Origin of the sequence: Erwinia sp. (assembly GCF_049696395.1) — a bacterium.
Classification (GTDB): Bacteria; Pseudomonadota; Gammaproteobacteria; order Enterobacterales; family Enterobacteriaceae; genus Erwinia.
In genome coordinates this window covers 14,835-40,693 of the sequence record NZ_JBAVTT010000120.1, presented here as the reverse complement: position 1 = coordinate 40,693, position 25,859 = coordinate 14,835, and the positions used below count along the sequence as shown (strand labels likewise).

The 25,859-nt window shown below is 54.7% G+C and carries 23 protein-coding genes and 1 pseudogene; 16 read left to right on the top strand and 8 right to left on the bottom strand.

The features are described from left to right. The 6 genes and pseudogenes from WCC56_RS15515 to WCC56_RS15490 form a co-directional block, all read left to right on the top strand. Window positions 1–188 (top strand): annotated as a pseudogene (locus WCC56_RS15515) (NADH-quinone oxidoreductase subunit J); the annotation flags it as partial. After that, window positions 185–487, top strand: coding sequence for an NADH-quinone oxidoreductase subunit NuoK (gene nuoK, locus WCC56_RS15510; RefSeq protein ID WP_034894855.1), 303 nt, complete (start codon window positions 185–187; stop codon window positions 485–487). The pseudogene WCC56_RS15515 and the gene nuoK, both read left to right, overlap by 4 nt. Then, on the top strand, window positions 484–2,322 hold the full coding sequence (gene nuoL, locus WCC56_RS15505) for an NADH-quinone oxidoreductase subunit L (RefSeq protein ID WP_424693240.1): 1,839 nt from the start codon (window positions 484–486) through the stop codon (window positions 2,320–2,322). The genes nuoK and nuoL overlap by 4 nt, the downstream gene beginning before the upstream one ends. 97 nt (window positions 2,323–2,419) lie before the next feature. Continuing rightward, the gene (nuoM, locus tag WCC56_RS15500; RefSeq protein WP_424693239.1) at window positions 2,420–3,940 is read left to right on the top strand and encodes an NADH-quinone oxidoreductase subunit M; all 1,521 of its coding nucleotides are present in this window, start codon (window positions 2,420–2,422) and stop codon (window positions 3,938–3,940) included. Window positions 3,941–3,946: 6 nt separating this feature from the next. Then, window positions 3,947–5,404: an NADH-quinone oxidoreductase subunit NuoN gene (gene nuoN / locus WCC56_RS15495; RefSeq protein ID WP_424693238.1), complete on the top strand. Its 1,458-nt coding sequence runs from the start codon at window positions 3,947–3,949 to the stop codon at window positions 5,402–5,404. A gap of 205 nt (window positions 5,405–5,609) precedes the next feature. After that, window positions 5,610–6,059 carry a GNAT family N-acetyltransferase gene (locus WCC56_RS15490; protein WP_424693237.1) on the top strand — a complete coding sequence of 150 codons (450 nt, stop codon included), beginning with the start codon at window positions 5,610–5,612 and terminating at the stop codon, window positions 6,057–6,059. Between the two features lie 147 nt (window positions 6,060–6,206). Here WCC56_RS15490 and yahO read toward each other — a convergent pair whose 3' ends face one another. The 3 genes from yahO to WCC56_RS15475 all read right to left on the bottom strand — a co-directional run bounded on the left by yahO (window position 6,207) and on the right by WCC56_RS15475 (window position 8,252). Next, entirely contained in the window at window positions 6,207–6,476 is a 270-nt protein-coding gene (yahO, locus tag WCC56_RS15485; RefSeq protein ID WP_424693236.1) for a DUF1471 family periplasmic protein YahO, read from the bottom strand. 311 nt (window positions 6,477–6,787) lie between these two features. Beyond that, window positions 6,788–7,924, bottom strand: coding sequence for an HlyD family secretion protein (locus WCC56_RS15480; RefSeq protein WP_424693235.1), 1,137 nt, complete (start codon window positions 7,922–7,924; stop codon window positions 6,788–6,790). A 4-nt stretch (window positions 7,925–7,928) separates the two neighbouring features. Further along, window positions 7,929–8,252 (bottom strand): DUF3302 domain-containing protein, encoded by a 324-nt coding sequence (locus WCC56_RS15475; protein WP_424693234.1) that lies wholly within the window; start codon window positions 8,250–8,252, stop codon window positions 7,929–7,931. Window positions 8,253–8,578: 326 nt separating this feature from the next. Between WCC56_RS15475 and WCC56_RS15470 the strand changes: the two genes are divergently transcribed. Next, window positions 8,579–9,250 (top strand): MarC family NAAT transporter, encoded by a 672-nt coding sequence (locus WCC56_RS15470; protein ID WP_424693233.1) that lies wholly within the window; start codon window positions 8,579–8,581, stop codon window positions 9,248–9,250. Between the two features lie 38 nt (window positions 9,251–9,288). On the opposite strand, the gene WCC56_RS15465 is transcribed toward WCC56_RS15470, so the two are convergent. Further along, window positions 9,289–10,944: a glucan biosynthesis protein D gene (locus WCC56_RS15465; protein WP_424693232.1), complete on the bottom strand. Its 1,656-nt coding sequence runs from the start codon at window positions 10,942–10,944 to the stop codon at window positions 9,289–9,291. A 205-nt stretch (window positions 10,945–11,149) separates the two neighbouring features. Then, complete coding sequence (locus tag WCC56_RS15460) at window positions 11,150–12,043, bottom strand: LysR family transcriptional regulator (protein ID WP_424693231.1); 894 nt, start codon at window positions 12,041–12,043, stop codon at window positions 11,150–11,152. 117 nt (window positions 12,044–12,160) lie between these two features. On the opposite strand from WCC56_RS15460, the gene WCC56_RS15455 reads away from it, so the two are divergent. The 9 genes from WCC56_RS15455 (at window position 12,161) to WCC56_RS15415 (ending at window position 21,546) form a co-directional block, all read left to right on the top strand. Then, on the top strand, window positions 12,161–12,586 hold the full coding sequence (locus tag WCC56_RS15455) for a VOC family protein (RefSeq protein ID WP_424693230.1): 426 nt from the start codon (window positions 12,161–12,163) through the stop codon (window positions 12,584–12,586). A gap of 110 nt (window positions 12,587–12,696) precedes the next feature. Beyond that, on the top strand, window positions 12,697–13,008 hold the full coding sequence (elaB, locus tag WCC56_RS15450) for a stress response protein ElaB (protein WP_424693229.1): 312 nt from the start codon (window positions 12,697–12,699) through the stop codon (window positions 13,006–13,008). Window positions 13,009–13,193: 185 nt separating this feature from the next. Next, window positions 13,194–14,486, top strand: a complete 1,293-nt coding sequence (locus WCC56_RS15445) for an isochorismate synthase (protein ID WP_424693228.1) — start codon at window positions 13,194–13,196, stop codon at window positions 14,484–14,486. Between the two features lie 51 nt (window positions 14,487–14,537). After that, on the top strand, window positions 14,538–16,193 hold the full coding sequence (menD, locus tag WCC56_RS15440; protein WP_424693227.1) for a 2-succinyl-5-enolpyruvyl-6-hydroxy-3-cyclohexene-1-carboxylic-acid synthase: 1,656 nt from the start codon (window positions 14,538–14,540) through the stop codon (window positions 16,191–16,193). After that, window positions 16,190–16,963 carry a 2-succinyl-6-hydroxy-2,4-cyclohexadiene-1-carboxylate synthase gene (gene menH, locus WCC56_RS15435; protein WP_424693226.1) on the top strand — a complete coding sequence of 258 codons (774 nt, stop codon included), beginning with the start codon at window positions 16,190–16,192 and terminating at the stop codon, window positions 16,961–16,963. Before menD ends, menH begins: the two co-directional genes overlap by 4 nt. Further along, a complete protein-coding gene (gene menB, locus WCC56_RS15430; protein WP_424693225.1) occupies window positions 16,963–17,820 on the top strand; it encodes a 1,4-dihydroxy-2-naphthoyl-CoA synthase in 858 nt (285 codons plus the stop codon). The genes menH and menB overlap by 1 nt, the downstream gene beginning before the upstream one ends. Next, the gene (gene menC, locus WCC56_RS15425; RefSeq protein ID WP_424693224.1) at window positions 17,820–18,788 is read left to right on the top strand and encodes an o-succinylbenzoate synthase; all 969 of its coding nucleotides are present in this window, start codon (window positions 17,820–17,822) and stop codon (window positions 18,786–18,788) included. Before menB ends, menC begins: the two co-directional genes overlap by 1 nt. Then, a complete protein-coding gene (menE, locus tag WCC56_RS15420; RefSeq protein ID WP_424693223.1) occupies window positions 18,776–20,143 on the top strand; it encodes an o-succinylbenzoate--CoA ligase in 1,368 nt (455 codons plus the stop codon). Before menC ends, menE begins: the two co-directional genes overlap by 13 nt. Window positions 20,144–20,349: 206 nt before the next feature. Beyond that, window positions 20,350–21,546: a nicotinamide mononucleotide deamidase-related protein YfaY gene (locus WCC56_RS15415; protein ID WP_424693222.1), complete on the top strand. Its 1,197-nt coding sequence runs from the start codon at window positions 20,350–20,352 to the stop codon at window positions 21,544–21,546. Here WCC56_RS15415 and yfaE read toward each other — a convergent pair whose 3' ends face one another. The 3 genes from yfaE to nrdA form a co-directional block, all read right to left on the bottom strand. Next, window positions 21,547–21,807: a class I ribonucleotide reductase maintenance protein YfaE gene (gene yfaE, locus WCC56_RS15410; protein ID WP_424693221.1), complete on the bottom strand. Its 261-nt coding sequence runs from the start codon at window positions 21,805–21,807 to the stop codon at window positions 21,547–21,549. It lies immediately after the preceding gene. 1 nt (window position 21,808) lies between these two features. After that, window positions 21,809–22,939, bottom strand: a complete 1,131-nt coding sequence (gene nrdB, locus WCC56_RS15405; protein ID WP_424693220.1) for a class Ia ribonucleoside-diphosphate reductase subunit beta — start codon at window positions 22,937–22,939, stop codon at window positions 21,809–21,811. A gap of 93 nt (window positions 22,940–23,032) precedes the next feature. Beyond that, window positions 23,033–25,318, bottom strand: a complete 2,286-nt coding sequence (nrdA, locus tag WCC56_RS15400; protein ID WP_424693219.1) for a class 1a ribonucleoside-diphosphate reductase subunit alpha — start codon at window positions 25,316–25,318, stop codon at window positions 23,033–23,035. Between the last annotated feature and the right edge of the window lie 541 nt (window positions 25,319–25,859).

Below are 25,859 nucleotides of genomic sequence, written 5' to 3'. Positions count from 1 at the left end.
TGATTGACGCGAAAGCGGTCGGCATCAGCCTGTTTGGTCCTTATGTTCTGGCCGTTGAGCTGGCTTCGATGCTGCTGCTGGCTGGTCTGGTGGTGGCTTACCATATCGGACGTGAACAGCGTCAGGGCGAAGTCCTGAGCAACCGTCCTGGTGACGAACCGAAAAGCAACAAGGAGGAACGCGCATGATCCCTCTGCAACACGGCCTTATTTTGGCAGCCATTCTGTTTGTCCTGGGACTGACGGGCGTGGTTATCCGCCGCAACCTGCTGTTTATGTTGATTAGCCTCGAAATCATGATTAACGCCGCCGCACTGGCGTTCGTGGTCGCGGGCAGCTACTGGGGACAGGCGGACGGACAGGTGATGTATATCCTGGCGATCAGCCTTGCCGCTGCTGAGGCCAGTATTGGTCTGGCGCTGCTGCTTCAGCTTCATCGTCGCAGTCAGAACCTCAACATTGATAAAGTGAGCGAGATGCGCGGATGAATCTTCTCTATTTAACCGTACTTTTTCCGCTGATTGGCTTTCTGCTGCTGGCCTTTTCACGCGGTCGCTGGTCAGAAAATCTTTCTGCCACTGTAGGAATGGGGTCCGTCGGTCTGGCGGCACTGACCACTGTCTTCGTGGGAATGGATTTCTTCAGTCAGGGTCAGGCTCCTTATACTCAGGCGCTGTGGACCTGGATGCAGGTTGGCAACTTTAAGATCGACGTCAACTTCACGCTGGACGGCCTGTCACTGACTATGCTGTCCGTGGTGACCGGCGTTGGCTTCTTCATCCACATGTTTGCCTCATGGTACATGCGTGGGGAAGAGGGCTACTCCCGCTTTTTCGCCTACACCAACCTGTTCATTGCGAGCATGGTCGTTCTGGTGCTGGCCGACAACCTGATGCTGATGTATCTGGGTTGGGAAGGTGTGGGCCTCTGTTCTTACCTGCTGATTGGTTTCTACTACAACAACCCGAACAACGGCGCGGCGGCGATGAAAGCCTTCATCATTACCCGTGTTGGTGACGTGTTCCTGGCCTTTGCGTTGTTCATTCTTTACAACGAGCTGGGGACGCTGAACTTCCGTGAAATGGTTGAGCTGGCGCCGGCGCACTTCGCTGCAGACAATCATATGCTGCAGTGGGCAACGTTGATGCTGCTGGGTGGTGCTGTAGGTAAATCAGCACAGCTGCCGCTGCAAACGTGGCTGGCAGATGCGATGGCCGGTCCAACGCCTGTTTCAGCGCTGATCCACGCGGCAACCATGGTAACCGCTGGTGTGTACTTGATTGCACGCAGCCACGGCCTGTTCCTGCTGACGCCTGAAGTGCTGCACTTAGTGGGCATTATCGGTGCTGTAACGCTGGTGCTGGCGGGCTTCGCTGCGCTGGTGCAGACCGATATCAAACGTGTTCTCGCTTACTCAACCATGAGTCAGATTGGTTACATGTTCCTCGCGCTGGGCGTTCAAGCCTGGGATGCGGCGATCTTCCACCTGATGACCCATGCGTTCTTTAAAGCGCTGCTGTTCCTCTCTTCCGGTTCGGTGATTCTGGCCTGCCACCACGAGCAAAACATTTTCAAGATGGGTGGCCTGCGTAAAAGCATTCCGCTGGTCTATGTCTGCTTCCTGGTGGGTGGCGCGGCGCTTTCAGCCCTGCCACTGATTACCGCTGGCTTCTTCAGTAAGGACGAAATCCTTGCTGGTGCGTTGGCGAACGGTCACCTCAATCTGATGGTGGCGGGTCTGGTGGGGGCATTTATGACCTCGCTGTACACCTTCCGCATGATCTTTATCACCTTCCATGGCGAAGAGAAAATCAAAGCGCACGCGGGCAAAGGGATTACTCATCACCTGCCGCTGATTGTGCTGCTTATCCTCTCAACCTTTATTGGCGCACTGATCGTGCCTCCGCTGAAAGGCGTTCTGCCGGATACCGCCGAACTGGCGCACGGCAGCGTTCTGACACTGGAGATCGCCTCTGGCGTGGTAGCGATTGTGGGTATCCTGCTGGCGGCAGCCCTGTGGCTGGGCAAACGCACGCTGGTGACCAGCATCGCCAAAAGCGCGCCGGGTCGTTTCTTCTCGACTTGGTGGTTCGCGGCCTGGGGCTTCGACTGGCTGTACGACAAAGTGTTCGTTAAGCCTTATCTGTTCGTCGCCTGGGTACTGAAACGCGATCCGCTTGATGGCCTGATGAGTCTGCCTGCTCTGTTCTCCCGCCTGGCGAACAAAGGGCTGGTGGTCAGCGAAAACGGCTATCTACGCTGGTATGTCGCTTCAATGAGCATCGGTGCTGTAGTAGTACTGGCGCTGCTGGTGGCGATCTAAAGGTTAGTGAGCGGGGTGAGGCGGGTTGCCTTACCCCAACAAAGAATTGTGAAAATATTTCCCCTGACCGGGGAACAAGAGAAGGGAAGAACCCGCCATGTTATTACCTTGGCTTATATTAATCCCGTTCATCGGTGGCCTGCTAAGCTGGCAGCTTGAGCGCTTCGGCGCTAAATTGCCGCGCTGGATAGCCCTGATCTCAATGGGATTGACGCTGGCGCTCTCGCTGCAACTCTGGTTGCAGGGAGGCTACTCACTGACTCAGGCCGCGGGCATTCCGCAGTGGCAGTCTGAATTCTTCGTCTCCTGGATCCCACGTTTTGGTATCAACGTGCATCTGGCACTGGACGGTCTTTCACTGCTGATGGTAGTGCTGACTGGTCTGCTGGGCGTGATGGCGATCCTCTGTTCGTGGAATGAAATTGAAAAATGGCAGGGCTTTTTCCACCTGAACTTGCTGTGGATCCTCGGCGGCGTGATCGGCGTGTTCCTTGCCATCGACATGTTCCTGTTCTTCTTCTTCTGGGAAATGATGCTGGTGCCGATGTACTTCCTGATCGCCTTGTGGGGTCACAAAGCATCGGACGGTAAAACGCGTATCAGCGCAGCCACCAAGTTCTTCATCTATACCCAGGCCAGCGGCCTGATTATGTTGATTGCGATTCTGGGCCTGGTGTTTGTGCACTACAATGCAACCGGCGTCTGGACCTTCAACTATGAAGAGCTGTTGAAAACGCCAATGTCGCAGCATGTTGAATATCTGCTGATGCTGGGCTTCTTTATCGCTTTCGCGGTGAAAATGCCGGTAGTTCCGCTGCACGGCTGGTTACCGGATGCGCACAGTCAGGCACCTACTGCAGGTTCTGTTGACCTGGCAGGGATCCTGTTGAAAACGGCGGCCTACGGTCTGCTGCGTTTCGCCTTGCCGCTGTTCCCTAATGCTTCGCACGACTTCGCACCGATTGCGATGGTGCTGGGCCTGATCGGGATCTTCTACGGCGCGTGGATGGCCTTCTCGCAGTACGACATCAAGCGTCTGATTGCTTACACCTCTATTTCGCATATGGGCTTCGTGCTGATTGCTATCTACACCGGCAGCCAGCTGGCGTTCCAGGGTGCGGTAGTGCAGATGATTGCTCACGGTCTGTCAGCCGCAGCACTCTTCATCCTATGTGGTCAGCTTTACGAGCGTCTGCATACCCGTGATATGCGTCAGATGGGTGGCCTGTGGTCACGCATTAAATGGTTGCCGGGTCTGTCATTGTTCTTCGCTGTTGCCAACCTGGGGATGCCAGGTACCGGTAACTTCGTCGGGGAATTTATGATCCTGACCGGAAGCTTCCAGACCGTGCCGGTGATTATCGTTATCGCCACCTTCGGACTGGTGTTCGCTTCCGTTTACTCGCTGGTCATGATGCAACGTGCTTATTACGGCGCACCAAAATCGGAAACGCCTCTGCGCGGCATGAATGCGCGTGAGTTCCTGATGATTATGGTGCTGGTGGTTCTGCTGGTGCTGCTGGGTGTCTATCCACAGCCGATTCTGGACACCTCACATGCTGCGATGAGTAACATTCAGCAGTGGTATACCGCTTCAATTACAACTACAAGGCCGTAATTCGCCATGACAATAACTCCTCAACAATTGATCGCGCTTCTGCCGCTGCTGATCGTCGGATTGACGGTGGTAGTTGTGATGCTGTCCATTGCGTGGCGACGCAACCACTTCGCCAATGCCACGCTGGCGGTGATTGGCCTGAACATTGCGCTGTTCTCGCTGTACTTTGTGGGCCAGGCTGGTCCGATGGATGTCACGCCGCTGCTGCGGGTGGATGGGTATTCGATGCTGTATACCGGGCTGGTTATTCTTGCCAGCCTGGCGACCTGCACCTTTGCTTATCCGTGGCTGGCGGGTTACCCGGATAACCGCGAAGAGTTCTATCTGCTGGTGCTGATTGCTGCGCTGGGCGGCATTGTGCTGGCTAGCGCCAACCACATGGCTTCGCTGTTCATTGGGATTGAACTGATTTCTCTGCCGCTGTTTGGTCTGGTTGGCTATGCTTTCCAGCAAAAACGCTCGCTGGAAGCCAGTATCAAATACACCATCATGTCTGCGGTGGCGTCGTCCTTCCTGCTGTTCGGTATGGCGTTGATTTATGCTGACTCCGGCAACCTGAGCTTTGTGGCGCTGGGCAAGAGCCTGAATGATGGCATTCTTCATCAGCCGCTGCTGATGGCCGGTCTGGGCATGATGATTGTCGGTCTGGGCTTCAAGCTTTCGCTGGTGCCTTTCCAGCTGTGGACGCCGGATGTGTATCAGGGCGCGCCTGCACCGGTCTCGACTTTCCTGGCCACCGCCAGCAAAATCGCCATCTTCGGTGTGGTTATGCGTCTGTTCCTCTATGCGCCAGTGGCGGATAGCGAAGCAGTGCGCACGGTGCTGGCCATTATCGCTGTGGCCTCGATTCTGTTCGGTAACCTGATGGCTATCTCGCAGAGCAACATCAAGCGTCTGTTGGGCTACTCGTCTATCGCGCACCTTGGGTATCTGCTGGTGGCGTTGATCGCTATCCAGACTCACCAGATGTCGCTGGAAGCGACCGGCGTTTACCTGACAGGTTATCTGTTCAGCAGCCTGGGCGCCTTCGGTGTGGTCAGCCTGATGTCCAGCCCTTACCGTGGCCCGGATGCAGACTCGCTCTACTCTTACCGTGGTCTGTTCTGGCACCGTCCGATTCTGTCAGCCGTGATGACAGTGATGATGCTGTCGCTGGCCGGTATTCCAATGACGCTGGGCTTTATTGGTAAGTTCTACATCATTGCGGTCGGTGTTGGCGCACATCTGTGGTGGCTGACTGCCGCTGTCGTGGTAGGCAGTGCGATTGGTCTTTACTACTACTTACGTGTGACTGTCAGCCTGTACCTGAATCCACCAGAACTGCTGCAGCGTGATACGCCTGCTAACTGGGCCTTCACGGCCGGCGGTGTGGTGGTGCTGATCTCCGCGATCATGGTGCTGCTGTTAGGTATTTACCCTCAGCCACTGATTTCGCTGGTGCAGATGGCTCAACCGTTGATGTAATCAACGCTGGTCACCAACAAACGGACTCGCAAGAGTCCGTTTTTTTTTTGCCTGCTGCCGGGGATGTGGAATGCCGCTTGATCGGACTTCCCTGACCACAAGTTCTGACTGTCGTGGCGTGCAAGAAATCTTGTTAAGTGGGCAGCAGTGTTCTGGCAAAGAAACCTGTACATTATTGAGATAACTGAATAATGGAGCAGAGAGAATGGAAGTGTACTGGCAGGATCTACATCACAGTGAGCTTAGTGCGGCTCAGCTCTATCAGCTGCTGGCGCTGAGAAATGCGGTGTTTGTGGTTGAGCAAAATTGCCCTTATCAGGATCTTGATGGTGCCGACTTACAGGGCGAAAACCGTCATCTGCTGGCAATATTCGATCAGCAGTTGTTGGCCTATGCCCGTATTCTCGCGCCGGAGTCGGCAGACAAGCCAGTGAAGATCGGCAGAGTGATTGTCTCCAGCGAGGCCAGAGGGCTGAGTCTGGGACACCGGTTGATGGAGCAGGCGATTGCCACTTGCGAACATTTCTGGCCGCAGCAAAAAATCTTCCTCTCGGCACAGGCTCATCTCCAGGATTTCTATGGCAGGTTTGGTTTTGAACCCGTCAGCGACGAGTATCTGGAAGACAATATTCCGCATATTGATATGGAAAAATAGGACTGGATCATCCACGGCAAGCGCAACGTTCTTTCAACAGATTAGGGAGGGCAGGTCAGGCACAAAGGAAGGGAGAAAGGTCGTTGAATCTGCCCACTCTGTCCTTCTCAACAGAGCGGGCAGGCTAGAACTCTCTTCAGGAAGAGGTTACTTTTTCTTATAGACGTCTGCAGTACCGTGGATTTTGTTATTGGTGTTACCGGAGGTCAGGACAAAAACATCGCCGCCTTTTTCATCTGCCATTTTTGACAGTTCGGCTTTTGCATCCGCTGTACTGGTCTCGCCAGCTGTTGTCACGTTTCCTACCTTCGTATACTGATCTTGGACTTTTTCGAACTCGGCCTTCGTCATCATCTCAGCCGCGAATGAACTGACGGAAAATGCACACAATGCCAGACCAAAAATGACTTTTTTCATTGGTATATCCTTTTTTAAGAAGAAAGGGGAAGGTGAAATTTTTAGGGTAATAAATTTATAGCTTGCCATTCTGTGCTTGTCTAATTTTAACAAGGGTATTTTTTGTTTTGTGATGAGAAGCGAATTTTCGTTTTTTTCAGGGCGGTTTTCTTTCTCAGGGATTATGGATTATTCCATTGTCTGAAATAAAACCTTTCCGCTCTTATTTGTACGAGGTAAATAAATTTGTATAGGTTTTTATGCATAATGAAGCGTTAAAAGTCAGGTGCGTTATGCAACGCCCTGACTTAAACAAAGAGCCTGCTTACTCATTAATGGTCAAGATAGAGGTAATGCATCCAGCTGGTCATCCGTAATAATACTTTCCGCATTATTGAGACATGCTCGAAGTGATCGGAATAGACCGCTACCTGAGCAAAAATGCCGTCAGGCAGGGAGTCGATCTGAGGATTGACATCCAGCTCTATCACTGCCTGCACACCATCGGAACCGGGAGTGACATTCAGCGATTGTAACGTTCCTTGTGCCTGGTAGCCGCCACCAGGCACCACTGGCAGGACCCTGATCAGTTTTCCTCTGAACACCTGGCCAGGTAACGCATTGAATACCGCTTCAGCTTCATCGCCTGGGGCAAGCCGAAGCAACGAGTTTTGCCTGAACTGGGCGATGATCTGTCGGGTTTGTTCGGGGACAAAAATCATCACCGGCCGCAACGGAAGCGCTGCGGCATAGGTTCCCGGGCGGATGAGGACCTGAGTGACATAGCCATTGCTGGGGGCGCGAACCACCGTTTGTTCAAGATTATACTTAGCCTCGGTCAGTTGAGCTCTGAGGCTGGCAATCTGCGACTGCTCGCCATTAACCTCGCTATCCAGCTGGCTTTTGATTTGCGCTTGCTCGGCCAGAGACCCCTTCACCAGCGCATCCTGTGCCAGAAAGTTTTGTCGGGCCGTATCAATGTCTCTTTCAGAGAACGGATTGACTTTAGCTTTGCTGCCCTTGAGATAACGTTGATAGTCTGAAAAAAGGCGGTCTCGATCGGCTGTGGCATTAGAGGTGATTGCAACCGCTTCATCCAGCTGTCCCTTCATCGCCTGGGTGTTGTGAATGGCAGTAACCAAATCAGCCTGCAGTCTGTCTACCCGCGCCTGAAAGCGGGATTTGTCTAATTCAAACAGCATTTCACCTTTTGCTATCCGGACATTTTGTTTGTCGGTGACTTTACTGACCACGCCGGTTACCTGAGGGGTGATCGGAATGGTTATTACCGCCTTCTGGGCTAACGAGGTATAAGGATGGTTGTAATTCATCAGCAGAATCAATCCGCTAACCAGAAACACCCCGCCTAATACCGCCGTCGGGACTGTCCATTTATTGACCGGAATTTTGAAGATTTTAAAGACAGACCAGGCGATAGCAACGTAGGTAAGAATAATGAGCAGATCCATAACATTACTCCTGAGGCGGCGTGTTGATGCCAGCTTGTTTCTGTTCCAATTCGGCGACGCGTTGCTGCAATTGCTGCAGAACAGCACTTTCGTTTTGCATTCCCCAGCCCCTTTCCGGGCGGTAGAGCGTGGCCCATATCCATAAGAATGGCCAGATGACATGTAAGGTAAACAGGCTGACCCAACCGGCCACATGAATAGCATCAGCATGAGGATGATTACGCGCCTTCGCAATCAGATAGGGAATATCATGCAGGATGATGATCCCGTAAAAAATAACGATAAAAACGAAGACCAGTACGCCCAGTGCAAAGTAGTTAAGAAACATGCCCGCCTCGAATAATGATATTGAAGTTCGATTAAATATAGTCTTAACCTTCAGCTCAATCCATCAGTCCTGCCAGGTTAATTCAATTCACAGAATTAAATTAGAAACCTCACTCTTTAAAAGGTGAAAAACCCGCAGCAGGGTATCCGCGACCAAAGTGGGAATTGTTTTAAAAACGAGGGCTTATGCAATTCTGTTTTAAGCGCTAAAGAAAGATGAACAGAGGAAACCGCTGGCGATTCATATTTTGTTGCGGTAACAGCCTCTATACTCAGAAAACCTGGCGGTGTTGCCGGGGTATTTTTCTCCATCTTGGGAGCAACACAATGTCGGATTTACTGAGGGCGATCGGCCTGGGATTAGTGGTTCTTCTGCCACTCGCTAACCCGTTGACCACCGTGGTTCTGTTTCTGGGGCTGGCAGGACAGATGAGCAGCGCCGAGCGCAACAAGGAAGCCATGATGGCTTCGATTTATGTCTTTATTATCCTGATGGTGGCCTGGTATGCTGGCCAGCTGGTGATGAACACCTTTGGTATCTCTATCCCTGGCCTGCGCGTGGCCGGAGGGTTAATCGTCGCCTATATCGGTTTCCGGATGCTGTTTCCACCGCCAAAGGGCGTTAATTTGCCTGAGATACAAAGCAAAACGGATGAGCAGGCGCGTGAACCCGAGGCCAGCATTGCCTTTGTGCCCTTAGCCATGCCAAGCACTGCCGGGCCAGGGACGATAGCGATGGTTATCAGTTCTGCGTCAACGATACGTCATGGCGTCGATTTTCCACATTGGGTGCTGGTGGTGGCACCGCCGCTGATCTTCCTGTCGATAGGCGTGCTGTTGTGGGGATGTTTGCGCAGTGCGGGCGGGGTGATGAGGGTGTTAGGGAAGGGCGGCATTGAAGCCATTTCGCGTCTGATGGGGTTCCTGCTGATCTGCATGGGTGTGCAGTTTATCATTAACGGCATACTGGAAATTATCTCGACTTATCCAGCCAGCTGAAGCCAAAAAGGGCCGCTAAGCGGCCCTTTTCCTGTCTGTTAACCTGCCGTCATCTGGCGGTCATCGACGTATTTACGTTTGTCTGGCGCTGGCGGGAAATACTGATACAACCAGGTTTCACTCAGCGTCTCGTCTTTGGTGCGCAGGAAAAGGCGTAAGTTCACTGGCTCGACCGAGTCGCTGTTTGGATACCAGTCGAACAGGATGCGGTACCCGTCAATTGGCTCAACGTAGAGGATCTCCACCTGCTTGATGGTGCCTGAGGTAGTGGTGATCACCGGCTCAATGCCTTTCGGCGCAGCAGCTTTCAAATCGCCACCGACAAAGTCCACCGCAAAGCGACGAGCCCAGACATCCGGATAGTGTTCGCCCGGTGCCCAGCCTTCAGGGAAGCCGCCCATGCCGGTGCGGGTTGCGTTCACGCGGGACAAGCCGCTGCGCACTGGTGGCAAGCCACTCCAGTAAAGTTTATAGCTGAAACTGTGCTCGCTGCCTGCCTTGATCGCTTCTTCAGGACGCCAGAAGCAAACAATGTTATCCAGCGTTTCACCCGTAGTCGGGATCTCCATCAGATTGATGGCACCTTTACCCCATTTCCCGACAGGCTCAACCCACAGGCTTGGCCGCTTGTTGTACCAGCCAATCACATCCTGATAATCCTGGAAGTCATGGTTAAGCTGCAACATACCAAAGCCGCGCGGATTCTCATCCTTATAAGCGTTGTACGTCAGACGCTGCGGGTTGTTCAGCGGACGGCAAATCCATTCCCCTCCACCCGTCCACATCGCCAGGCGATCGGAGTCATGAATTTGTGGGTGAATCGTGTCGCACATGCGGCGTTCGTTGTTGCCGCAGCTGAACATGGTGGTCATCGGCGCGATGCCCAGTTGCTCAATATCTTTACGCGCATACAGGTGGTTTTCCACTTCCATCACCACACGCTTATCTTCGCAGTGGATGATGAATTTGAAGGCGCCTGTGCAGCTTTCGCCATCCAGCAGGGTGTAGACGGTAAAGGTGGTGTCATCAGCCTTCGGCGTTTCAAACCAGAATGCGGTGAAGTCAGGGAACTCTTCATGGCTGCCGAAGGTGTTGATAGCCACACCACGGGCGGAAAGACCGTACTGATAGGTTTCATCCACGGCACGGAAGTAACTTGCTCCCAGGAAGGAAACAATGTCCTTGCTGGCCAGCTCAGGTTTTTTGAACGCCCTGAAACCGGCAAAGCCCAGATCGGTTTTCCCTTCCAGCTGTTTCATGTCCACTTTGGCGTTGTTGTAGTTAAACAACTCCGGACGGAAGTGGATCTCACGCGCTTCACGGCTTGAAGCATCAACAGAGAACATGCGCAGGCGGCGCTTAAAGCCCATGCCTACGTGGAAGAACTGAACGTCAAGCTCACGATTGGGAATGTCATTCCACAATGAGTGATTGGCGTCGTACTGAATTTCGTTATAAGCCTGCGGGGTCATCGTTGCCAGGGTTTCTGGCAACGGAGCTGGCGCGCCACCGTAAGGTTTTTTCGCAAGGCTGGCTGCCATTTGCTTAAGCACATCGAAATCAAATTTCTTAGCGGAACCATCGGCGATATCGGTATCAGCCCAGGCTGCTTGTGCAAATAAGGCCGATAAACCGGACATGCCGCTTACCGCACCGAGAGCCATCGAGGCTTTCATAAACTTTCTTCGATTCATGCCAGAAGTCATTCCCTTTGCTTAACGGAGTTTGGAGAGACTGTCGTGTAGCTGCACACTGTAGCTGACCTGCAGCCTTGCCTACTCATGTGTGAACTTCATCACAGCAAAGTAGGACAGTCCGTGAGTTCAAAGATTCAGTTAACGAAAAATTTATCAGATAAATCTAACAAAAGCAGTGTTTTCCTCTGAAAGCAGGCGCTTTTCAGCCGTTATCAGACGGTTCCTGTTTTGAAATGGCGTGTTTGATTAGCGTGCCAGTAAAGAATTTATGTAAGGGGGCCTGACGGTTAGCCTGTCTCATCACCACAATCAGCTCGCGATAGAAGGTTAGCTCACCAAGCGGCAGGATACGCACATTTGCCGGGCGATCTCGCCACAATCCCGCCAGAGGCACTAAGGCCACACCTAACTGCATCTCCACCATTTTTACGATGGCATCAATTTCATCGATTTCCAGCGCCAGCTGCGGATCCAGCCGCTGCTCGCGCAGGAACTGGCTGACCATTCTGCCGCCAAAAGAGGACCGGTCGTAGCGGATAAAAGGCTGCTGTTGAATGATCTCAACGACATCATCACCGGTTATACCTTGCGGGGTAATCAGGACATAAGGTTCTTTTTGCACTGTCTGCGCGTAGAGATCTTTGGTCAGGGCGAAGCTGGGTTTAATGATCACTGCCAGATCGATATTCCCGGCATCCACCTGCGTCAACAGGCTGGACGAGACGCCAGGGATCAGCTTGGTTTCAAGGGCAGGAGCCTGTTGATGCACGCTGACCAGTACGGCTGGCAGCAGCCCGGTCTGCACCGAAGAGATGGCACCAATTTTAATCACCCCGCGATAATCAGCCAGATTTTCCGGTTGAGCCATGCGGGCAAACAGCGCCAGGATCTCTTCTGCCATCGGCAGTACTCTTGTGCCGTCAGCATTTATCGCTATGGCGCGGCCAGAACGGTCAAACAAACGCATCCCCAGCGCTTGCTCCAGCGTCCGCATCTGGGCGCTGACCGCAGATTGCGTCAGACCAACTCGCTGGCCAGCAGCGGAAAAAGTGCCGAACTGGCTGACGGCAACAAAGGTTTTCAGTTCACGTAACATGGCATCCACTCAGCAAAATAAGTGTTGATTCGTTGCAAATATATTCGCTTTTCATCAAAAATATACTCGTTAAGAATGGGGGTTCACAATGACCTTTAGCGTTTTCCGGAGATAACCATGGCCCTCAGCCCCTTCCATCTGGCAATTCCTGTTCATGACCTTGCGGCTGCCCGCCACTTTTACGGCACCGTGTTCAATCTTGCTGAAGGGCGTTCCAGCGAGCAATGGGTTGATTTCGACTTTTATGGTCATCAGCTTGTTATCCATCAGGCCCCTAAAAATGCGGCACCAGCTGAAGTGCACACCAACCACGTAGACGGCCACGGCGTGCCGGTTCCGCATTTTGGCCTGGTGCTGAGCTGGGAAGAGTGGGAACAACTGGCTGCGCGCCTGAGAGACTTCCAGGTGAAGTTTGAGATTGAACCTTACGTCCGCTTTAAAGGGCAGGTGGGGGAACAGGCGACCATGTTCTTCTACGATCCCTGCGGTAACGCGCTGGAGTTCAAGGCGTTCAAAGAGATCAGCAGCATGTTCGCAAAATGACGGCAAGCGTTAAAGGCAACATTATCAGTCGATTCCTGGTCGTCTGCGCAGGCAGTCTGGCAAAAACTGTCTATAGTTAGTGGAGATTCTTATTCGCACAAGGAGATGTTATGGCTACAACGATTGCACCTGAAGACACCCGCCTGGACGACGACCTGGCGCTGCTGACTAAAACACTGGAAGAGGTTCTCAAATCTTCCGGAGATCCAGCGGATCAGAAATACATGGAGCTGAAGGCGAAAGCTGAGAACTCGCTGAACGAGGTTAAGTCACGCGTGAGCAACGCCACTGACACCTATTACGTTCGTGCGAAACAAGCTGCGTATCGTGCAGATGAATATGTGCATGAAAAGCCATGGCAGGGAATTGGCGTTGGCGCCACTCTGGGCCTGGTCGTAGGATTACTGCTGGCGCGCCGTTAAGGTCTGCGTCATCAGGCAAAAGCTGCGGGCGTCCTTCGGGACGCCCGTTTTGTTTCTGCCGACCTTTGCGCATCAGCCTCCGGCGCTTCTCAGCCGGTTTTGCCCGCTCAGACCTGGCTCAGATCAAAGGCTGCCGTTGCCCCGGCGGGTAGACTGGCCTGACTTGAGTTTGTCTGGATTGCACCATGTCATTTGCCTCCGCCTTACAACAACTGCAACAACAACTGCGCTCTGTCAGCCTGGCTCAGCAGGGTTTCCTGTGCCTTTCGGCAACGGTTTCTGGCAAACCTGATGCCTTAGGCTGGCTGGCCTCGCAGCCGGTGTGGCCGCAGTTTTACTGGCAACACCGCAGCGGCGGGCAAACGTTGATGGCGCTGGGCGAAGTCTGCCGCGCAGAGTCATTGCAACAAGCAGATCACCTCCTCCGTTCGCTACCTGACGAAGGTTGTCTGGTGGGGGCTAATGAATTTGCCCTTCAGCATTGTTGTCTGTTCCTGCCCAGAGTGCTGTTTCGCGAGGACACTCTAAGCGTTTTCCTGCAGGGTAATTTGCGGGAAGAGGCGCAAAACGCGCTGGAACTTATCGATCGGCTCCTGCCCGAAAAACCCCTTGGCAACCTTCCTCAACGGTTGACCGCGCGTCAACATTCTCCGGATTTTAGCGGCTGGCAGCAGCAGGTTGAGGCGGCGTTAGCGGCCATTCGTGAAGGCGACCTGGATAAAGTGGTGCTGGCGCGAGCCACGGATTTACACTTCTCACAGGAAATTTCTCCGGCTGCATTGCTGAATGCCAGCCGCAAGGTTAACCGCGAATGCTATCACTTTATGCTGGCGCTGACGCCGCAGCAGGCGTTTATTGGCTCCAGTCCTGAGCAGCTTTTTCATCGCAAGGGGCTGGCGTTAAGCAGCGAAGCGCTGGCCGGAACCTGTGCCAGCGACAGCGATCCGCATCTGGCGCAGCAACTGGCGGACGCGTTATTAAAGGATGAAAAGAACCGCCGGGAAAATGGCCTGGTGGTGGAGGATATTTGCCAGCGCCTGCAGCCGCTGATCGGCGGTCTGGATGTTTCCCCAGTCCGGATTGTGCGGTTGCGTAAGGTCCAGCACCTCAAGCGCGATATTCAGGGCCATCTTCACCAGCAGGATGATGTGAAGGTGCTGCAACGTCTGCAACCTACCGCTGCCGTCGCCGGATTACCCCGCCAGCCGGCTCAGCAGTTTATTCAGCAGCATGAATCCTTCGCACGGGGCTGGTATGCCGGTTCGGTTGGGTGGTTATCGGCAGATGAGAGTGAGTTTACCGTGGCGCTTCGCTCTGCGTTGGTCGAAGGGAATAGCGTGCGGTTGTATGCCGGGGCCGGGATTGTGGCTGGTTCAGAAGCCAGGCTCGAGTGGCAGGAGATCAATCAGAAGGCTTCCGGTCTGGCAAGCCTGCTGGCGGTCGAAATAGCGCAGGGATCCTGCCCCAAATCAAGATGAAGCGTTTTTGCCTCTTTTATACTGCCTGCCTGCTTTGATCGGGAGTGGGTTATGTCGCACAGTACTTTCAACCGCCGCTGGGCTGGTGTTGTCCTTGAGGCGTTAACACGCCATCACGTTACGCATGTCTGCATCGCGCCTGGCTCCCGCTCTGCGCCCCTGACGCTGGCCGCCGCCAGTCTGCGAAAACTGATTTGTCATACCCACTTCGATGAGCGCGGGCTTGGGCATCTGGCGCTTGGGTTGGCTAAATCGACGAGCCAGCCTGTCGCCATCATCGTCACTTCTGGCACCGCCGTTGCCAATCTCTATCCGGCCATTATTGAAGCCCGTCTGACCGGCGAGCGGCTGATTGTGCTCAGTGCCGATAGACCTGCCGAGTTGATCGATTGCGGCGCCAACCAGGCGATTGAGCAAACCGGGCTGTTTGCCAGCCACGCCGTCTCACTGAATCTTCCCCGACCCACCCCCGATATTCCCGCCAGCTGGCTGGTTTCGGCTATTGATTCGCTGCTTGGACAGCAGGAGTCCGGTGCCGTACAGATTAACTGTCCTTTTGCTGAGCCGCTGTATGGTGGCGATCCGCAGGCGTTTCAGTGCTGGCAGGATGAACTGGCTGACTGGTGGCAGGACGACGCCCCCTGGCTGAAGCAGGTGGCAGCCAAAGCCACGCCGGTGATGCCGGAATGGGGTCGCTGGCACAATGCCCCAGGCGTGGCGATCGCCGGGAAAATGTCTCCCGAAGAGGGAATTGCCGTAGCCCGTTGGGCCAGCGATCTGGGCTGGCCGCTGATAGCCGATGTGCAGTCGCAAAGCGGGCAGCCGTTGCCTTCAGCGGCAAGATGGTTGCAGCATCCGCAGGCCATTAACTGGCTTTCAGCCACGCAAATTGTGGTGCAGTTCGGCAGCCATCTGACCGGCAAAGAAGTCAGCAACTGGCTCGCCGCCTGTCGACCCGAGCAGTTTTGGCTGATTGAAGCCATGCCGCAGAGGCGCGATCCGGCCAGTCACCGTGGCAGCCGCATCGTGGCAGACATTCAATCCTGGCTGGCTGCGCACCCGGCGACACTTCAGCCTGCCTGGTGTCCTGAGCTCCCTGCGCTGGTAAAGAAACTGACCGCGACGATTAACCCTTCCCCTTTCAGTGAGGCGGGGCTGGCAGCAAACTTATGCTCTTTATTACCCGAGCACGGCGCGGTGTTTCTCGGTAACAGCCTGACTATCCGGCTGGTGGATGCCTTTGCCCAACTTCCTCCGGGCTATCCGGTCTTTGCCAACCGTGGGGCCAGCGGTATTGAAGGTCTGATTGCCACGGCGGCAGGGGTTCAGCGTGGCAGCGAAAAGCCGCTGCTGGCAATAGTTGGCGACATTTCCGCGCTCTACGATGTGAACAGCCTCGCGCTGCTCCAGCAGGCCACCGCGCCGATCGTGATAATCGTCGTTAACAATGCGGGTGGACAGATTTTTTCACTGCTGCCAACGCCTGAAGCGGAAAGAGATCGCTTTTTCTCGATGCCTCAGCAAGTGGATTTTGCTGCCGCCGCGCAGCTGTTTGGGCTGCAGTTTCACCGGCCCGCAGACTGGCAGGCACTGAACGCTGCCGTGGAGCAAGGCTGGCAGGGCAAGGCCACGCTGATTGAAGTGCAGGTTGAATCAGCGGAAGGCGCACTGAGCCTGGCTTCAGTCGGGAAGGGAGGTCGCGGATGAATCTTCATGCCTGCTGGCAGGGAAACCGTCAAAGCGATAAACCGGTGCTGGTGTGGCTGCACGGTCTGTTGGGCAGCGCAAAGGACTGGCAGCCTGTGCAGTCCTTGTTGGAAGACTGGCCGCAGTTAGCGGTCGATCTCCCCGGCCACGGTGGGTCGCAGGCGCAACAAACTCGCGATTTTGATCGGCTGTCGGCCAGCCTCAATCAGACGCTACGCAGCCATCATCTCCGCCGTTACTGGCTGATTGGCTATTCGCTGGGCGGGCGAGTGGCGCTGTTCCACGCCTGCCGCCATGCCGGTCCGGAGCTGCAAGGCGTCATCGTTGAAGGGGCTCATTACGGCCTGAAGGACTCAACCCAACGGCAGCAGCGGCAGGCCCGTGATGCAGACTGGGCCGGGAAATTCCGTTCTCAGCCCTTAGCGCAGACGCTTGATGAGTGGTATCGCCAGCCGGTTTTTGCCGATCTTACGGATCGGCAAAGGGCTGAAGTGATCAAAGACAGGCGGAGCAATCACCCCGAAGCCGTTGCCGCAATGCTGCAGGCTACCTCTCTTTCACAGCAGCCCTGTCTCCTTTCCGAGTTGCTCCGACTGAAGGTGCCTGTCAGCTATTTCTGCGGCGAGCGGGACAGCCAGTTTCTCCAGCTTGCCGGGCAATCTTCCCTTCCCTGTACCTCTGTTCCTGCGGCGGGCCATAACGCTCACCGTGAAAATCCTGCCGCCTTTGCCCAATTACTGGCACAGCGGCTCACTTCTGAGGATCTCTGATGATTTATCCTGACGAAAACCTGCTTTCTGCCCCCGTTGAGTGGCAGGATTCTGAGCAGCCTTTCAGCGACATTCGCTATCACAAAACCCGTGATGGCATCGCTAAGATCACTATCAACCGTCCAGAGGTTCGCAATGCTTTTCGGCCGCAGACGGTGAAAGAGCTGCTGATAGCGTTGAATGATGCCCGTCATGACGATCAAATCGGTGTGATCATACTGACCGGCGAAGGAGATGAAGCCTTCTGCGCCGGGGGCGATCAGAAAGTGCGCGGCAATTACGGCGGTTATCAGGATGAATCCGGCATTCATCACCTTAACGTACTGGATTTTCAGCGCCAAATTCGCACCTGCCCAAAACCGGTAGTGGCGATGGTGGCAGGCTATGCAGTGGGTGGCGGTCACGTACTGCATATGCTTTGTGACCTGACTATCGCGGCAGACAACGCCCAGTTTGGTCAGACAGGGCCAAAAGTGGGTTCATTCGACGGCGGCTGGGGAGCGGCTTATATGGCGCGGATTGTTGGGCAAAAAAAGGCCAGAGAGATTTGGTTCCTGTGCCGGATGTATCACGCTCAGCAGGCGCTGGAGATGGGGCTGATCAACACCGTGGTGCCGTTAGCAGAGCTGGAAAAAGAGACGGTTCGCTGGTGCCGTGAAATGCTGCAAAACAGCCCGATGGCGCTGCGCTGCCTGAAGGCGGCGCTGAACGCCGACTGTGATGGTCAGGCCGGTTTGCAGGAGCTGGCCGGTAACGCCACCATGTTGTTCTATATGACGGAAGAAGGGCAGGAAGGGCGCAATGCTTTCAATCAGAAGCGTCAACCGGACTTCAGTAAGTTTAAGCGGAATCCCTGATGCGCAGCGCCGTGATCTATAGCTGGGAACTTCCGCTTGAGGCGGGCGTGGTTCTTCGCGATCGTCGTCTCAAAACACGCTGCGGTCTGTTGGTGAGGCTGACGGAAGACGGGCGACAGGGCTGGGGCGAAATTGCGCCTTTGCCTGGCTTCAGCAAAGAGTCGCTGGTTGAGGCCCAGCAAGACGCGCTGGCCTGGCTTGACGCCTGGGCAAGGGGCAAAAACCCCGCAGAAAGTTGTTTGCCGTCTGTGGCTTTTGGGCTGAGTTGTGCCTTGCTGGAACTGGCAGGAGAGTTACCAGAAGAGGGGCATTTCGACAGTGCGCTGCTGTGTGTTGGCGATCCTGACGAAATCCTTCTGCGTCTGCACCAGCAGGCAGAACCGCTGGCGAAAATGAAGGTTGGCCTGTATGAGGCGGTGCGCGATGGGATGATGGTTACTCTGCTGCTTGAGGCCCATCCCTCGCTCAGACTGAGGCTGGATGCAAACCGCAGCTGGAGCCTGGAGAAGGCGCTTAAGTTTGCCCGTTTTGTGCCTGAAGAGCAGCGTTCCCGCATCGATTTTCTGGAAGAACCTTGCCGTAGCCAGCTGGATTCCAGGCTGTTTGCCAGTGAAACGGGGATAGCGATTGCCTGGGATGAAAGCACCAGGGAAGCGGGATTCCAGCCCCAGGCAGAACCCAACGTCAGCGCCATTATCCTCAAACCCACGCTGCTTGGCAGCCTGAAGAAAGTGCGAAAAATGGCGTTAATGGCGCAAGAAGCCGGGCTGACGGTGGTGATCAGTTCCTCGCTGGAGTCCAGCCTGGGGCTGACACAACTGGCACGGATTGCTCACTGGTTAACGCCGGGCAGCACACCAGGATTGGATACCCTTAATCTGATGCATTCTCAGCTACTGCGCCGCTGGCCTGGCTGCGAGCTGCCGCTGATCTCCCCGGAAGCGCTGGAGGTGGTATGGCAGAGTTGACGGACTGGCCGTGGCGACAGTGGGCAACGCTGACACCTACTCAACCCGCACTCTTCAGGGAAGGTGCCACGCTTAGCTGGTCGCAGCTTTCCGGGCAGATCGACCAGCTTGCGACCGGCTTCATTCAGCAGGGCGTGCGAACAGGGTGTGGCGTAGTGTTGAAGGCGCGTAACAGCCAACCCGCACTACTGGCTTATCTGGCACTTCTTCAGTGTGGTGCGCGGGTTTTACCGCTCAATCCCCAGCTTCCTGCTACTCAACTGGCCACGCTGCTTCCCTCGTTAAACTGTGATTTCTCGCTGTCGCTGGACGGTGAGCCTCTGGCTGGTCTTTCCCCATTGAGCTGGGTGTTGGCTAACGGGACACCCCGGCACACCTGGGATGGGCAGCAGATTGCTACTTTAACCTTAACCTCCGGTTCGAGCGGACAGCCTAAAGCGGCAGCACACACTTTTGCTGCTCATCTGGCAAGCGCGGCAGGCGTTGTGGCCGGGATGAATTTTACGCAGCAAGACCGTTGGCTCCTGTCTCTGCCGCTGTTTCATGTTTCCGGACAGGGGATTGTCTGGCGCTGGCTTTCACGCGGCGCAGAGTTGGCTGTGGCTGGTGATGCCGCACTGCATCAGGCGCTGGAAAACTGTTCCTTCGCTTCTCTGGTGCCTACGCAGCTTTGGCGTTTGTTGCAGCAGCCCGGTCTTCCCACCAGCTTGTGCAACGTGCTGCTGGGCGGAGCAGCCATTCCGCACACCTTAACGCAACAGGCAGAAGAACGAGGGATTGCCTGCTGGTGTGGTTATGGCCTGACGGAAACCGCTTCGACAGTCGCGGCAAAGCGCGCTGACGGGCGGAGTGGCGTGGGTAGCGCGCTGGCAGGGCAGCAGATCAGGGTCATCAACGGTGAAGTGCAGCTGAAAACTCAGGCGCTGGCCTGCGGGTACTGGCGTGATGGCGAGCTACTGCCATTAACCGATGCCGATGGCTGGTTTGCCAGCCGGGACGGCGGCTATTTCCGTCAGGGTGAACTGGTGTTAACAGGACGACTGGATAACCAGTTTTTCTCGGCAGGAGAGGGCATACAGCCGGAGCAGATTGAATCAGTCCTGCTGTCACATCCCGGCGTCAGTCAGGCGTTTGTGGTGCCGCAGGAAGATCAGGAGTTTGGTCACCGACCGGTGGCGCTGGTGGCCTTACAGGCAGATCTGCCCTTAGCGGTAATAGCCGAGTGGGCAAAAGAGTTGCTGGCAGGCTTCCAGCGTCCGGTGAGCTGGTATCTGTTGCCAGAGCTGAATACGGGAGGCATCAAGCCCTCCCGCAAGAAGCTGACGCAGTGGGTTGCAGAGCAGGAACAAGGGTAGCGCTAAGCCGCCCGACAGACTTATTCCAGCTCGATAATCGCCTTTCTGCTTCAGCAAGGTGGATATCCGGGGTGCGGTTCAGCTCAACTTCTCCCCCTTTCTGGCTTTCGTTTCCCGCTCTGAAACACAACTTAATGGAAAAGTGCATTGTGTTTATCCGGGTGTCTTCATACAGTTAACATTCGCTGCCCGAACTGGAGATAAAAATGATAAGAGTGGAAATGCTCGCGACTGGCGATGAAGTGCTGCACGGTCAGATTGTGGATTCCAATGCCGCCTGGCTGGCTGGCGTGCTGTTTGAGAACGGCCTGCCCATGACCAGTCGCCAGACCGTTGGCGACAATATTGATGAGCTGGTAAACGTGCTCACCGAGCGCAGCAAAGTGGCCGATGTGCTGATCGTTAACGGGGGGTTAGGGCCAACAAGTGATGACCTGAGCGCGTTTGCTGCGGCGAAAGCCGCTGGCGTAAAGCTGGTGATGCACGAAGAGTGGCTGGCGAAGATGGAAGCCTTCTTTGCCGGGCGTGGCCGCAAAATGGCCGCCAGCAACCGCAAGCAGGCCGAAATTCCTGAAGGCGCAGAGATGCTGGATAACCCGGTTGGCACTGCCTGTGGATTTGCCCTACAGCTGAACCGCTGCTGGATCTTCTTCACGCCTGGCGTCCCTTCCGAATATAAAGTGATGGTAGAACAGCAGATCCTGCCACGCCTGAAAGCCCGCTTTAAGCTGCCAGAGCCGCCGGTTTGCCTGCGCATGACCACCTTTGGCCGTGGCGAAAGCGATCTGGCTGAAGAGATCGAGCCGCTGCCAATCCCTGATGGCATTGTGATGGGCTACCGTGCTTCGATGCCGATCATTGAGCTGAAGCTGAATGGCCCGGCAGAGAAACTGCCGGAAATGGAGACGTTCTGGCAACAGGTGCGCGAAATAGCGGGCGAGAGCGTTATCTTTGAAGGATTCGAAGGCTTGCCGGCACAGCTTTCCCGACGTTTGAAAGAGAAAGGCCACAGGCTGGCGATCAGTGAGCAGTTCACCGCCGGACTGTTGCAATGGCAGATGGCTTCAGTTGAAGCGCCGTTAGCCGCCGGAAACGTACTGCCAACGCGCGAAGAGTCGCTGCAGACGCTGCTCGAGCGCAGTAAGCAGCTGGCCGCCGAATCTGGGGCGACTCTGTCACTGATAGTGGGTGGGCTTCAGGATGAAAAACTGGGGTTTGCGCTGCATACGCCGGAAGGAAGCTGGGCCCAGGGCGTAAAATTTACCGTCAACCGCCATGATCTGAAATCCCGTCAGGACATGGTGGCGATGATGGCGCTGAATATGCTGCGACGCTGGATGAACGGCATGGAAGTGTCTACCGGTCACGGCTGGATTGAGGTGGTGGAAACGCTGAAAGGGTGATCACATCTCCAGCTCAATATCGCCCTTGGCAGTGCAGCAGCAAGGCAGGATTTCATCAGGCTGAATGAAAGCGAGCGGTTTGGCAGTATAACAAACCTCTCCTTTCAGTAGCCGGGTACGGCAGGAGCCGCAATACCCTTCCCGGCACTGATACTCAACGCAGACCTGATGCGCTTCAAGCGCAGCCAGCAGCGAAGGGTGCTCGTTCTTGCAGTCAAGCTGCGTGCCGGAAGCACGCAGGATAATCCTCGAACCTGCCATCTTACAGCTGGAAGTCGTCGAAGTCGTTTTCGCCCACTTCGGAGTCAATCTGACCCACAAGGTAAGAGCTCACTTCTACTTCCTGCGGCGCAACCTGAACGTTGTCAGACACCAGCCAGGAGTTGATCCAGGGAATAGGGTTTGAGCGTCCTTTGAACGGCAGGTCCAGGCCAACCGCGTTCATGCGGATGTTGGTGATGTATTCAATGTACTGGCACAAAATGTCTTTATTCAGGCCGATCATGGAGCCGCCGCTGAACAGGTATTCAGCCCACTCTTTTTCCTGCTCGGCTGCCAGCACAAACAGGTCATAACATTCCTGACGGCACTCTTTGGCGATTTCTGCCATTTCCGGATCGTCTTCACCGCTGCGCAGCAAGTTCAGCATATGCTGAGTACCGGTCAGGTGCAGCGCTTCGTCACGGGCGATCAGTTTGATGATTTTGGCGTTACCTTCCATCAGCTCGCGCTCTGCGAAAGCGAACGAACAGGCAAAGCTGACGTAGAAGCGGATAGCTTCCAGTGCATTCACGCTCATCAGACAGATATACAGCTGTTTCTTCAGCGCGCGCAGGCTCACCGTCACGGACTTACCGTTGACCTGATGTGTGCCTTCACCCAGCAGATGCCAGTAGCTGGTCATCTCGATCAGATCGTCATAGTAGCCAGAGATATCTTTGGCGCGTGACAGGATCTGCTCGTTAGTCACGATATCGTCGAACACAATCGACGGATCGTTAACGATATTACGGATGATGTGGGTGTAAGAGCGTGAGTGGATCGTCTCGGAGAACGCCCAGGTTTCAATCCAGGTTTCCAGCTCAGGAATAGAGATCAGCGGCAGCAGCGCCACGTTCGGGCTACGTCCCTGAATGGAGTCCAGCAGCGTCTGGTATTTCAGATTGCTGATAAAGATGTGCTTTTCATGGTCTGGCAGCGCCTGATAGTCGATACGGTCGCGTGAGACGTCTACTTCTTCCGGACGCCAGAAGAAGGAGAGCTGCTTTTCAATCAGCTTCTCAAAGATGTCATATTTTTGCTGATCGAAACGGGCGACATTAACTGACTGGCCGAAAAACATCGGTTCTTCCAGCTGGTTGTTTTTATTTTGCGAGAACGTTGTGTAAGCCATGAATAGTAATCCAGTGATTGCGGGCCGCACTAAGCGGCCCTGACACATGATGATGGGGAGCGAAGGGGTGGCCCTTAGCTCCGCAGAGTGTGTTTAGATCTTGCAGGCACCGCTTTCGCAGCCGTCATCCTGAATGGAAGGCACCAGGTCTTCCTGCGTATCTTCAGCACCGTCACGGGTGTTCTGGTAGTACAGCGTTTTCACACCAAACTTGTACGCGGTCAGCAGGTCTTTCAACAGCTGTTTCATCGGTACGCGACCTTTTTCAAAACGGGTCGGGTCATAGTTGGTGTTGGACGAGATCGCCTGGTCGATGAATTTCTGCATCAACCCTACCAGCTGCAGGTAACCGTCATTGTTCGGCATATCCCACAGCAGCTCGTAGCTGTCTTTCAGACGCTCGTACTCGGGCACTACCTGACGCAGGATGCCGTCTTTAGAGGCCTTGATGCTGATATAACCGCGCGGTGGCTCAATGCCGTTGGTGGCGTTAGAAATCTGCGAAGAGGTTTCAGACGGCATTAACGCAGACAGCGTGGAGTTACGCAGACCGTGGGTTTTGATCTGCTCGCGCAGGCCGTCCCAGTCCAGGTGCAGCGGCTCGTCGCTGATCGCATCCAGGTCTTTCTTGTAAGTGTCGATCGGCATGATGCCCTGCGAATAGGTGGTTTCGTTGAACCATGCGCAGGCACCTTGCTCTTTCGCCAGTTCGTTAGAGGCTTTCAGCAGGTAGAACTGAATGGCTTCAAACGTCCGGTGAGTCAGGTTGTTAGCGCTGCCATCGGAATAGCGCACGCCATGCTTAGCCAGGTAGTAAGCAAAGTTAATGACGCCAATACCCAGCGTACGACGGCCCATTGCACCGCGCTGTGCTGCAGGAATTGGATAGTCCTGGTAGTCCAGCAGGGCATCCAGCGCACGAACCGCAAGGGTGGCCAGCTCTTCCAGATCGTCCAGGCTGTCAATCGCGCCCAGGTTGAAGGCCGACAGGGTACACAGGGCGATTTCGCCGTTTTCGTCGTTTACATCCAGCAGCGGCTTGGTTGGCAGGGCAATTTCAAGGCACAGGTTCGACTGGCGAACCGGGGCGATAGCCGGATCAAACGGGCTGTGGGTGTTGCAGTGATCGACGTTCTGAATATAGATACGACCGGTAGAAGCACGTTCCTGCATCATCAGAGAGAACAGGTCGACGGCTTTCACACGCTGCTTGCGAATAGCCGGGTCGGCTTCGTACTTGGTATACAGACGCTCGAACTCTTCCTGATCGGCAAAGAACGCGTCATACAGGCCAGGCACGTCAGACGGGCTGAACAGCGTGATGTCGCCGCCTTTTAACAGACGGGTGTACATCAGTTTGTTGATCTGTACGCCGTAGTCCATATGGCGGACACGGTTTCCTTCCACGCCACGGTTGTTTTTCAGCACCAGCAGGCTTTCCACTTCCAAATGCCACATTGGGTAGAACAGCGTAGCCGCACCGCCACGCACGCCGCCCTGAGAGCAGGATTTAACCGCAGTCTGGAAGTGCTTATAGAAAGGAATACAGCCGGTATGGAAGGCTTCACCGCCACGGATCGGGCTGCCCAGCGCACGGATGCGACCCGCGTTGATGCCGATACCAGCACGCTGAGAAACGTATTTAACGATAGCGCTGGAGGTGGCGTTGATCGAGTCCAGGCTGTCGCCGCACTCGATCAGCACGCAAGAGCTGAACTGGCGGGTTGGGGTGCGCACGCCGGACATGATTGGCGTAGGCAGAGAAATTTTGAAGGTCGAGATCGCATCGTAGAAACGCTTCACGTAATCCAGACGGGTGTCGCGCGGGTAGCCAGAGAACAGGCAGGCGGCAACCAGGATATACAGGAACTGGGCGCTTTCGTAGATGTCACCGCTGACGCGGTTCTGCACCAGATATTTGCCTTCTAACTGCTTCACCGCAGCATAGGAGAAGTTCATATCGCGCCAGTGGTCGATAAAGCCGTCCATCTGCTCGAACTCTTCGGCGCTGTAGTCTTCCAGCAGGTGGCTGTCGTACTTGCCCATATCCACCATACGCTTCACCTGATCGTACAGCTTCGGCGGTTCAAACTGGCCGTAAGCTTTTTTACGCAGGTGGAAGATAGCCAGGCGCGCAGCCATGTACTGGTAATCAGGCGCATCACGCGAGATCAGGTCAGCGGCTGATTTGATCACGGTTTCGTGAATATCAGAGGTTCTGATGCCTTCGTAAAACTGGATATGCGAGCGAAGCTCTACTTGTGAGACGGAGACGTTTTGCAGACCTTCAGCAGCCCAGTCAAGCACGCGGTGGATTTTATCGAGGTTGATGCGTTCGGTGCGGCCATCGCGTTTGGTGACAAGTAGGCTTTGATTCATGTCGCGTAATATCCTTGCAGAGGAAAACCCCCCGTTTATCCACAGAATGCTCTTATGTGAGTAACTCTGTGGATAAACACTATATGTAGGGGGTAAACGAAGTTTGGGTAACAATATGGTGAGTATTTTAGTCATTTCTCACCAGTCAACAAGGCTTGATTTTCCGCTGAAATTACTGAACGGAGCCTGGCATATTTCCTAAGTCCACGTTTCTCAAGGGCCAGGAGCCATGTCAACAGTTTGAAGAAATTTTTAGAAATTTGATCAAGCGCGGGTTTCTTGCTCAGCGCCGAAAAACTGGCGTTTTTTTTGCGAACAAAAAGCCCTGAAGTGGCGAAAAATCGTCTCTTCATAACCTTAGAAAAAAAACTTTCATGGCTAAGCCGTTCATCCTGCCGTTGCAGTACCAGGTCTGTCCAAAAGGAAAACGATCTGACGTCGCCAACATGCTAAGAAATTCTTATGACAATTGGGTTAAGGCGGAAGGGAATTTTACTTAAGGATCAAACGTGCAGAGCAATTCGGGTGACTGCTCTGCACG

What these genes read in the sequence shown, in the direction of transcription:
- nuoK (WP_034894855.1), top strand. Translation starts at nt 185, where the DNA reads ATGATCCCTCTGCAACACGGCCTTATTTTGGCAGCCATTCTGTTTGTC.
- nuoL (WP_424693240.1), top strand. Translation starts at nt 484, where the DNA reads ATGAATCTTCTCTATTTAACCGTACTTTTTCCGCTGATTGGCTTTCTG.
- nuoM (WP_424693239.1), top strand. Translation starts at nt 2,420, where the DNA reads ATGTTATTACCTTGGCTTATATTAATCCCGTTCATCGGTGGCCTGCTA.
- nuoN (WP_424693238.1), top strand. Translation starts at nt 3,947, where the DNA reads ATGACAATAACTCCTCAACAATTGATCGCGCTTCTGCCGCTGCTGATC.
- WCC56_RS15490 (WP_424693237.1), top strand. Translation starts at nt 5,610, where the DNA reads ATGGAAGTGTACTGGCAGGATCTACATCACAGTGAGCTTAGTGCGGCT.
- yahO (WP_424693236.1), bottom strand. Translation starts at nt 6,476, where the DNA reads ATGAAAAAAGTCATTTTTGGTCTGGCATTGTGTGCATTTTCCGTCAGT.
- WCC56_RS15480 (WP_424693235.1), bottom strand. Translation starts at nt 7,924, where the DNA reads ATGGATCTGCTCATTATTCTTACCTACGTTGCTATCGCCTGGTCTGTC.
- WCC56_RS15475 (WP_424693234.1), bottom strand. Translation starts at nt 8,252, where the DNA reads ATGTTTCTTAACTACTTTGCACTGGGCGTACTGGTCTTCGTTTTTATC.
- WCC56_RS15470 (WP_424693233.1), top strand. Translation starts at nt 8,579, where the DNA reads ATGTCGGATTTACTGAGGGCGATCGGCCTGGGATTAGTGGTTCTTCTG.
- WCC56_RS15465 (WP_424693232.1), bottom strand. Translation starts at nt 10,944, where the DNA reads ATGAATCGAAGAAAGTTTATGAAAGCCTCGATGGCTCTCGGTGCGGTA.
- WCC56_RS15460 (WP_424693231.1), bottom strand. Translation starts at nt 12,043, where the DNA reads ATGTTACGTGAACTGAAAACCTTTGTTGCCGTCAGCCAGTTCGGCACT.
- WCC56_RS15455 (WP_424693230.1), top strand. Translation starts at nt 12,161, where the DNA reads ATGGCCCTCAGCCCCTTCCATCTGGCAATTCCTGTTCATGACCTTGCG.
- elaB (WP_424693229.1), top strand. Translation starts at nt 12,697, where the DNA reads ATGGCTACAACGATTGCACCTGAAGACACCCGCCTGGACGACGACCTG.
- WCC56_RS15445 (WP_424693228.1), top strand. Translation starts at nt 13,194, where the DNA reads ATGTCATTTGCCTCCGCCTTACAACAACTGCAACAACAACTGCGCTCT.
- menD (WP_424693227.1), top strand. Translation starts at nt 14,538, where the DNA reads ATGTCGCACAGTACTTTCAACCGCCGCTGGGCTGGTGTTGTCCTTGAG.
- menH (WP_424693226.1), top strand. Translation starts at nt 16,190, where the DNA reads ATGAATCTTCATGCCTGCTGGCAGGGAAACCGTCAAAGCGATAAACCG.
- menB (WP_424693225.1), top strand. Translation starts at nt 16,963, where the DNA reads ATGATTTATCCTGACGAAAACCTGCTTTCTGCCCCCGTTGAGTGGCAG.
- menC (WP_424693224.1), top strand. Translation starts at nt 17,820, where the DNA reads ATGCGCAGCGCCGTGATCTATAGCTGGGAACTTCCGCTTGAGGCGGGC.
- menE (WP_424693223.1), top strand. Translation starts at nt 18,776, where the DNA reads ATGGCAGAGTTGACGGACTGGCCGTGGCGACAGTGGGCAACGCTGACA.
- WCC56_RS15415 (WP_424693222.1), top strand. Translation starts at nt 20,350, where the DNA reads ATGATAAGAGTGGAAATGCTCGCGACTGGCGATGAAGTGCTGCACGGT.
- yfaE (WP_424693221.1), bottom strand. Translation starts at nt 21,807, where the DNA reads ATGGCAGGTTCGAGGATTATCCTGCGTGCTTCCGGCACGCAGCTTGAC.
- nrdB (WP_424693220.1), bottom strand. Translation starts at nt 22,939, where the DNA reads ATGGCTTACACAACGTTCTCGCAAAATAAAAACAACCAGCTGGAAGAA.
- nrdA (WP_424693219.1), bottom strand. Translation starts at nt 25,318, where the DNA reads ATGAATCAAAGCCTACTTGTCACCAAACGCGATGGCCGCACCGAACGC.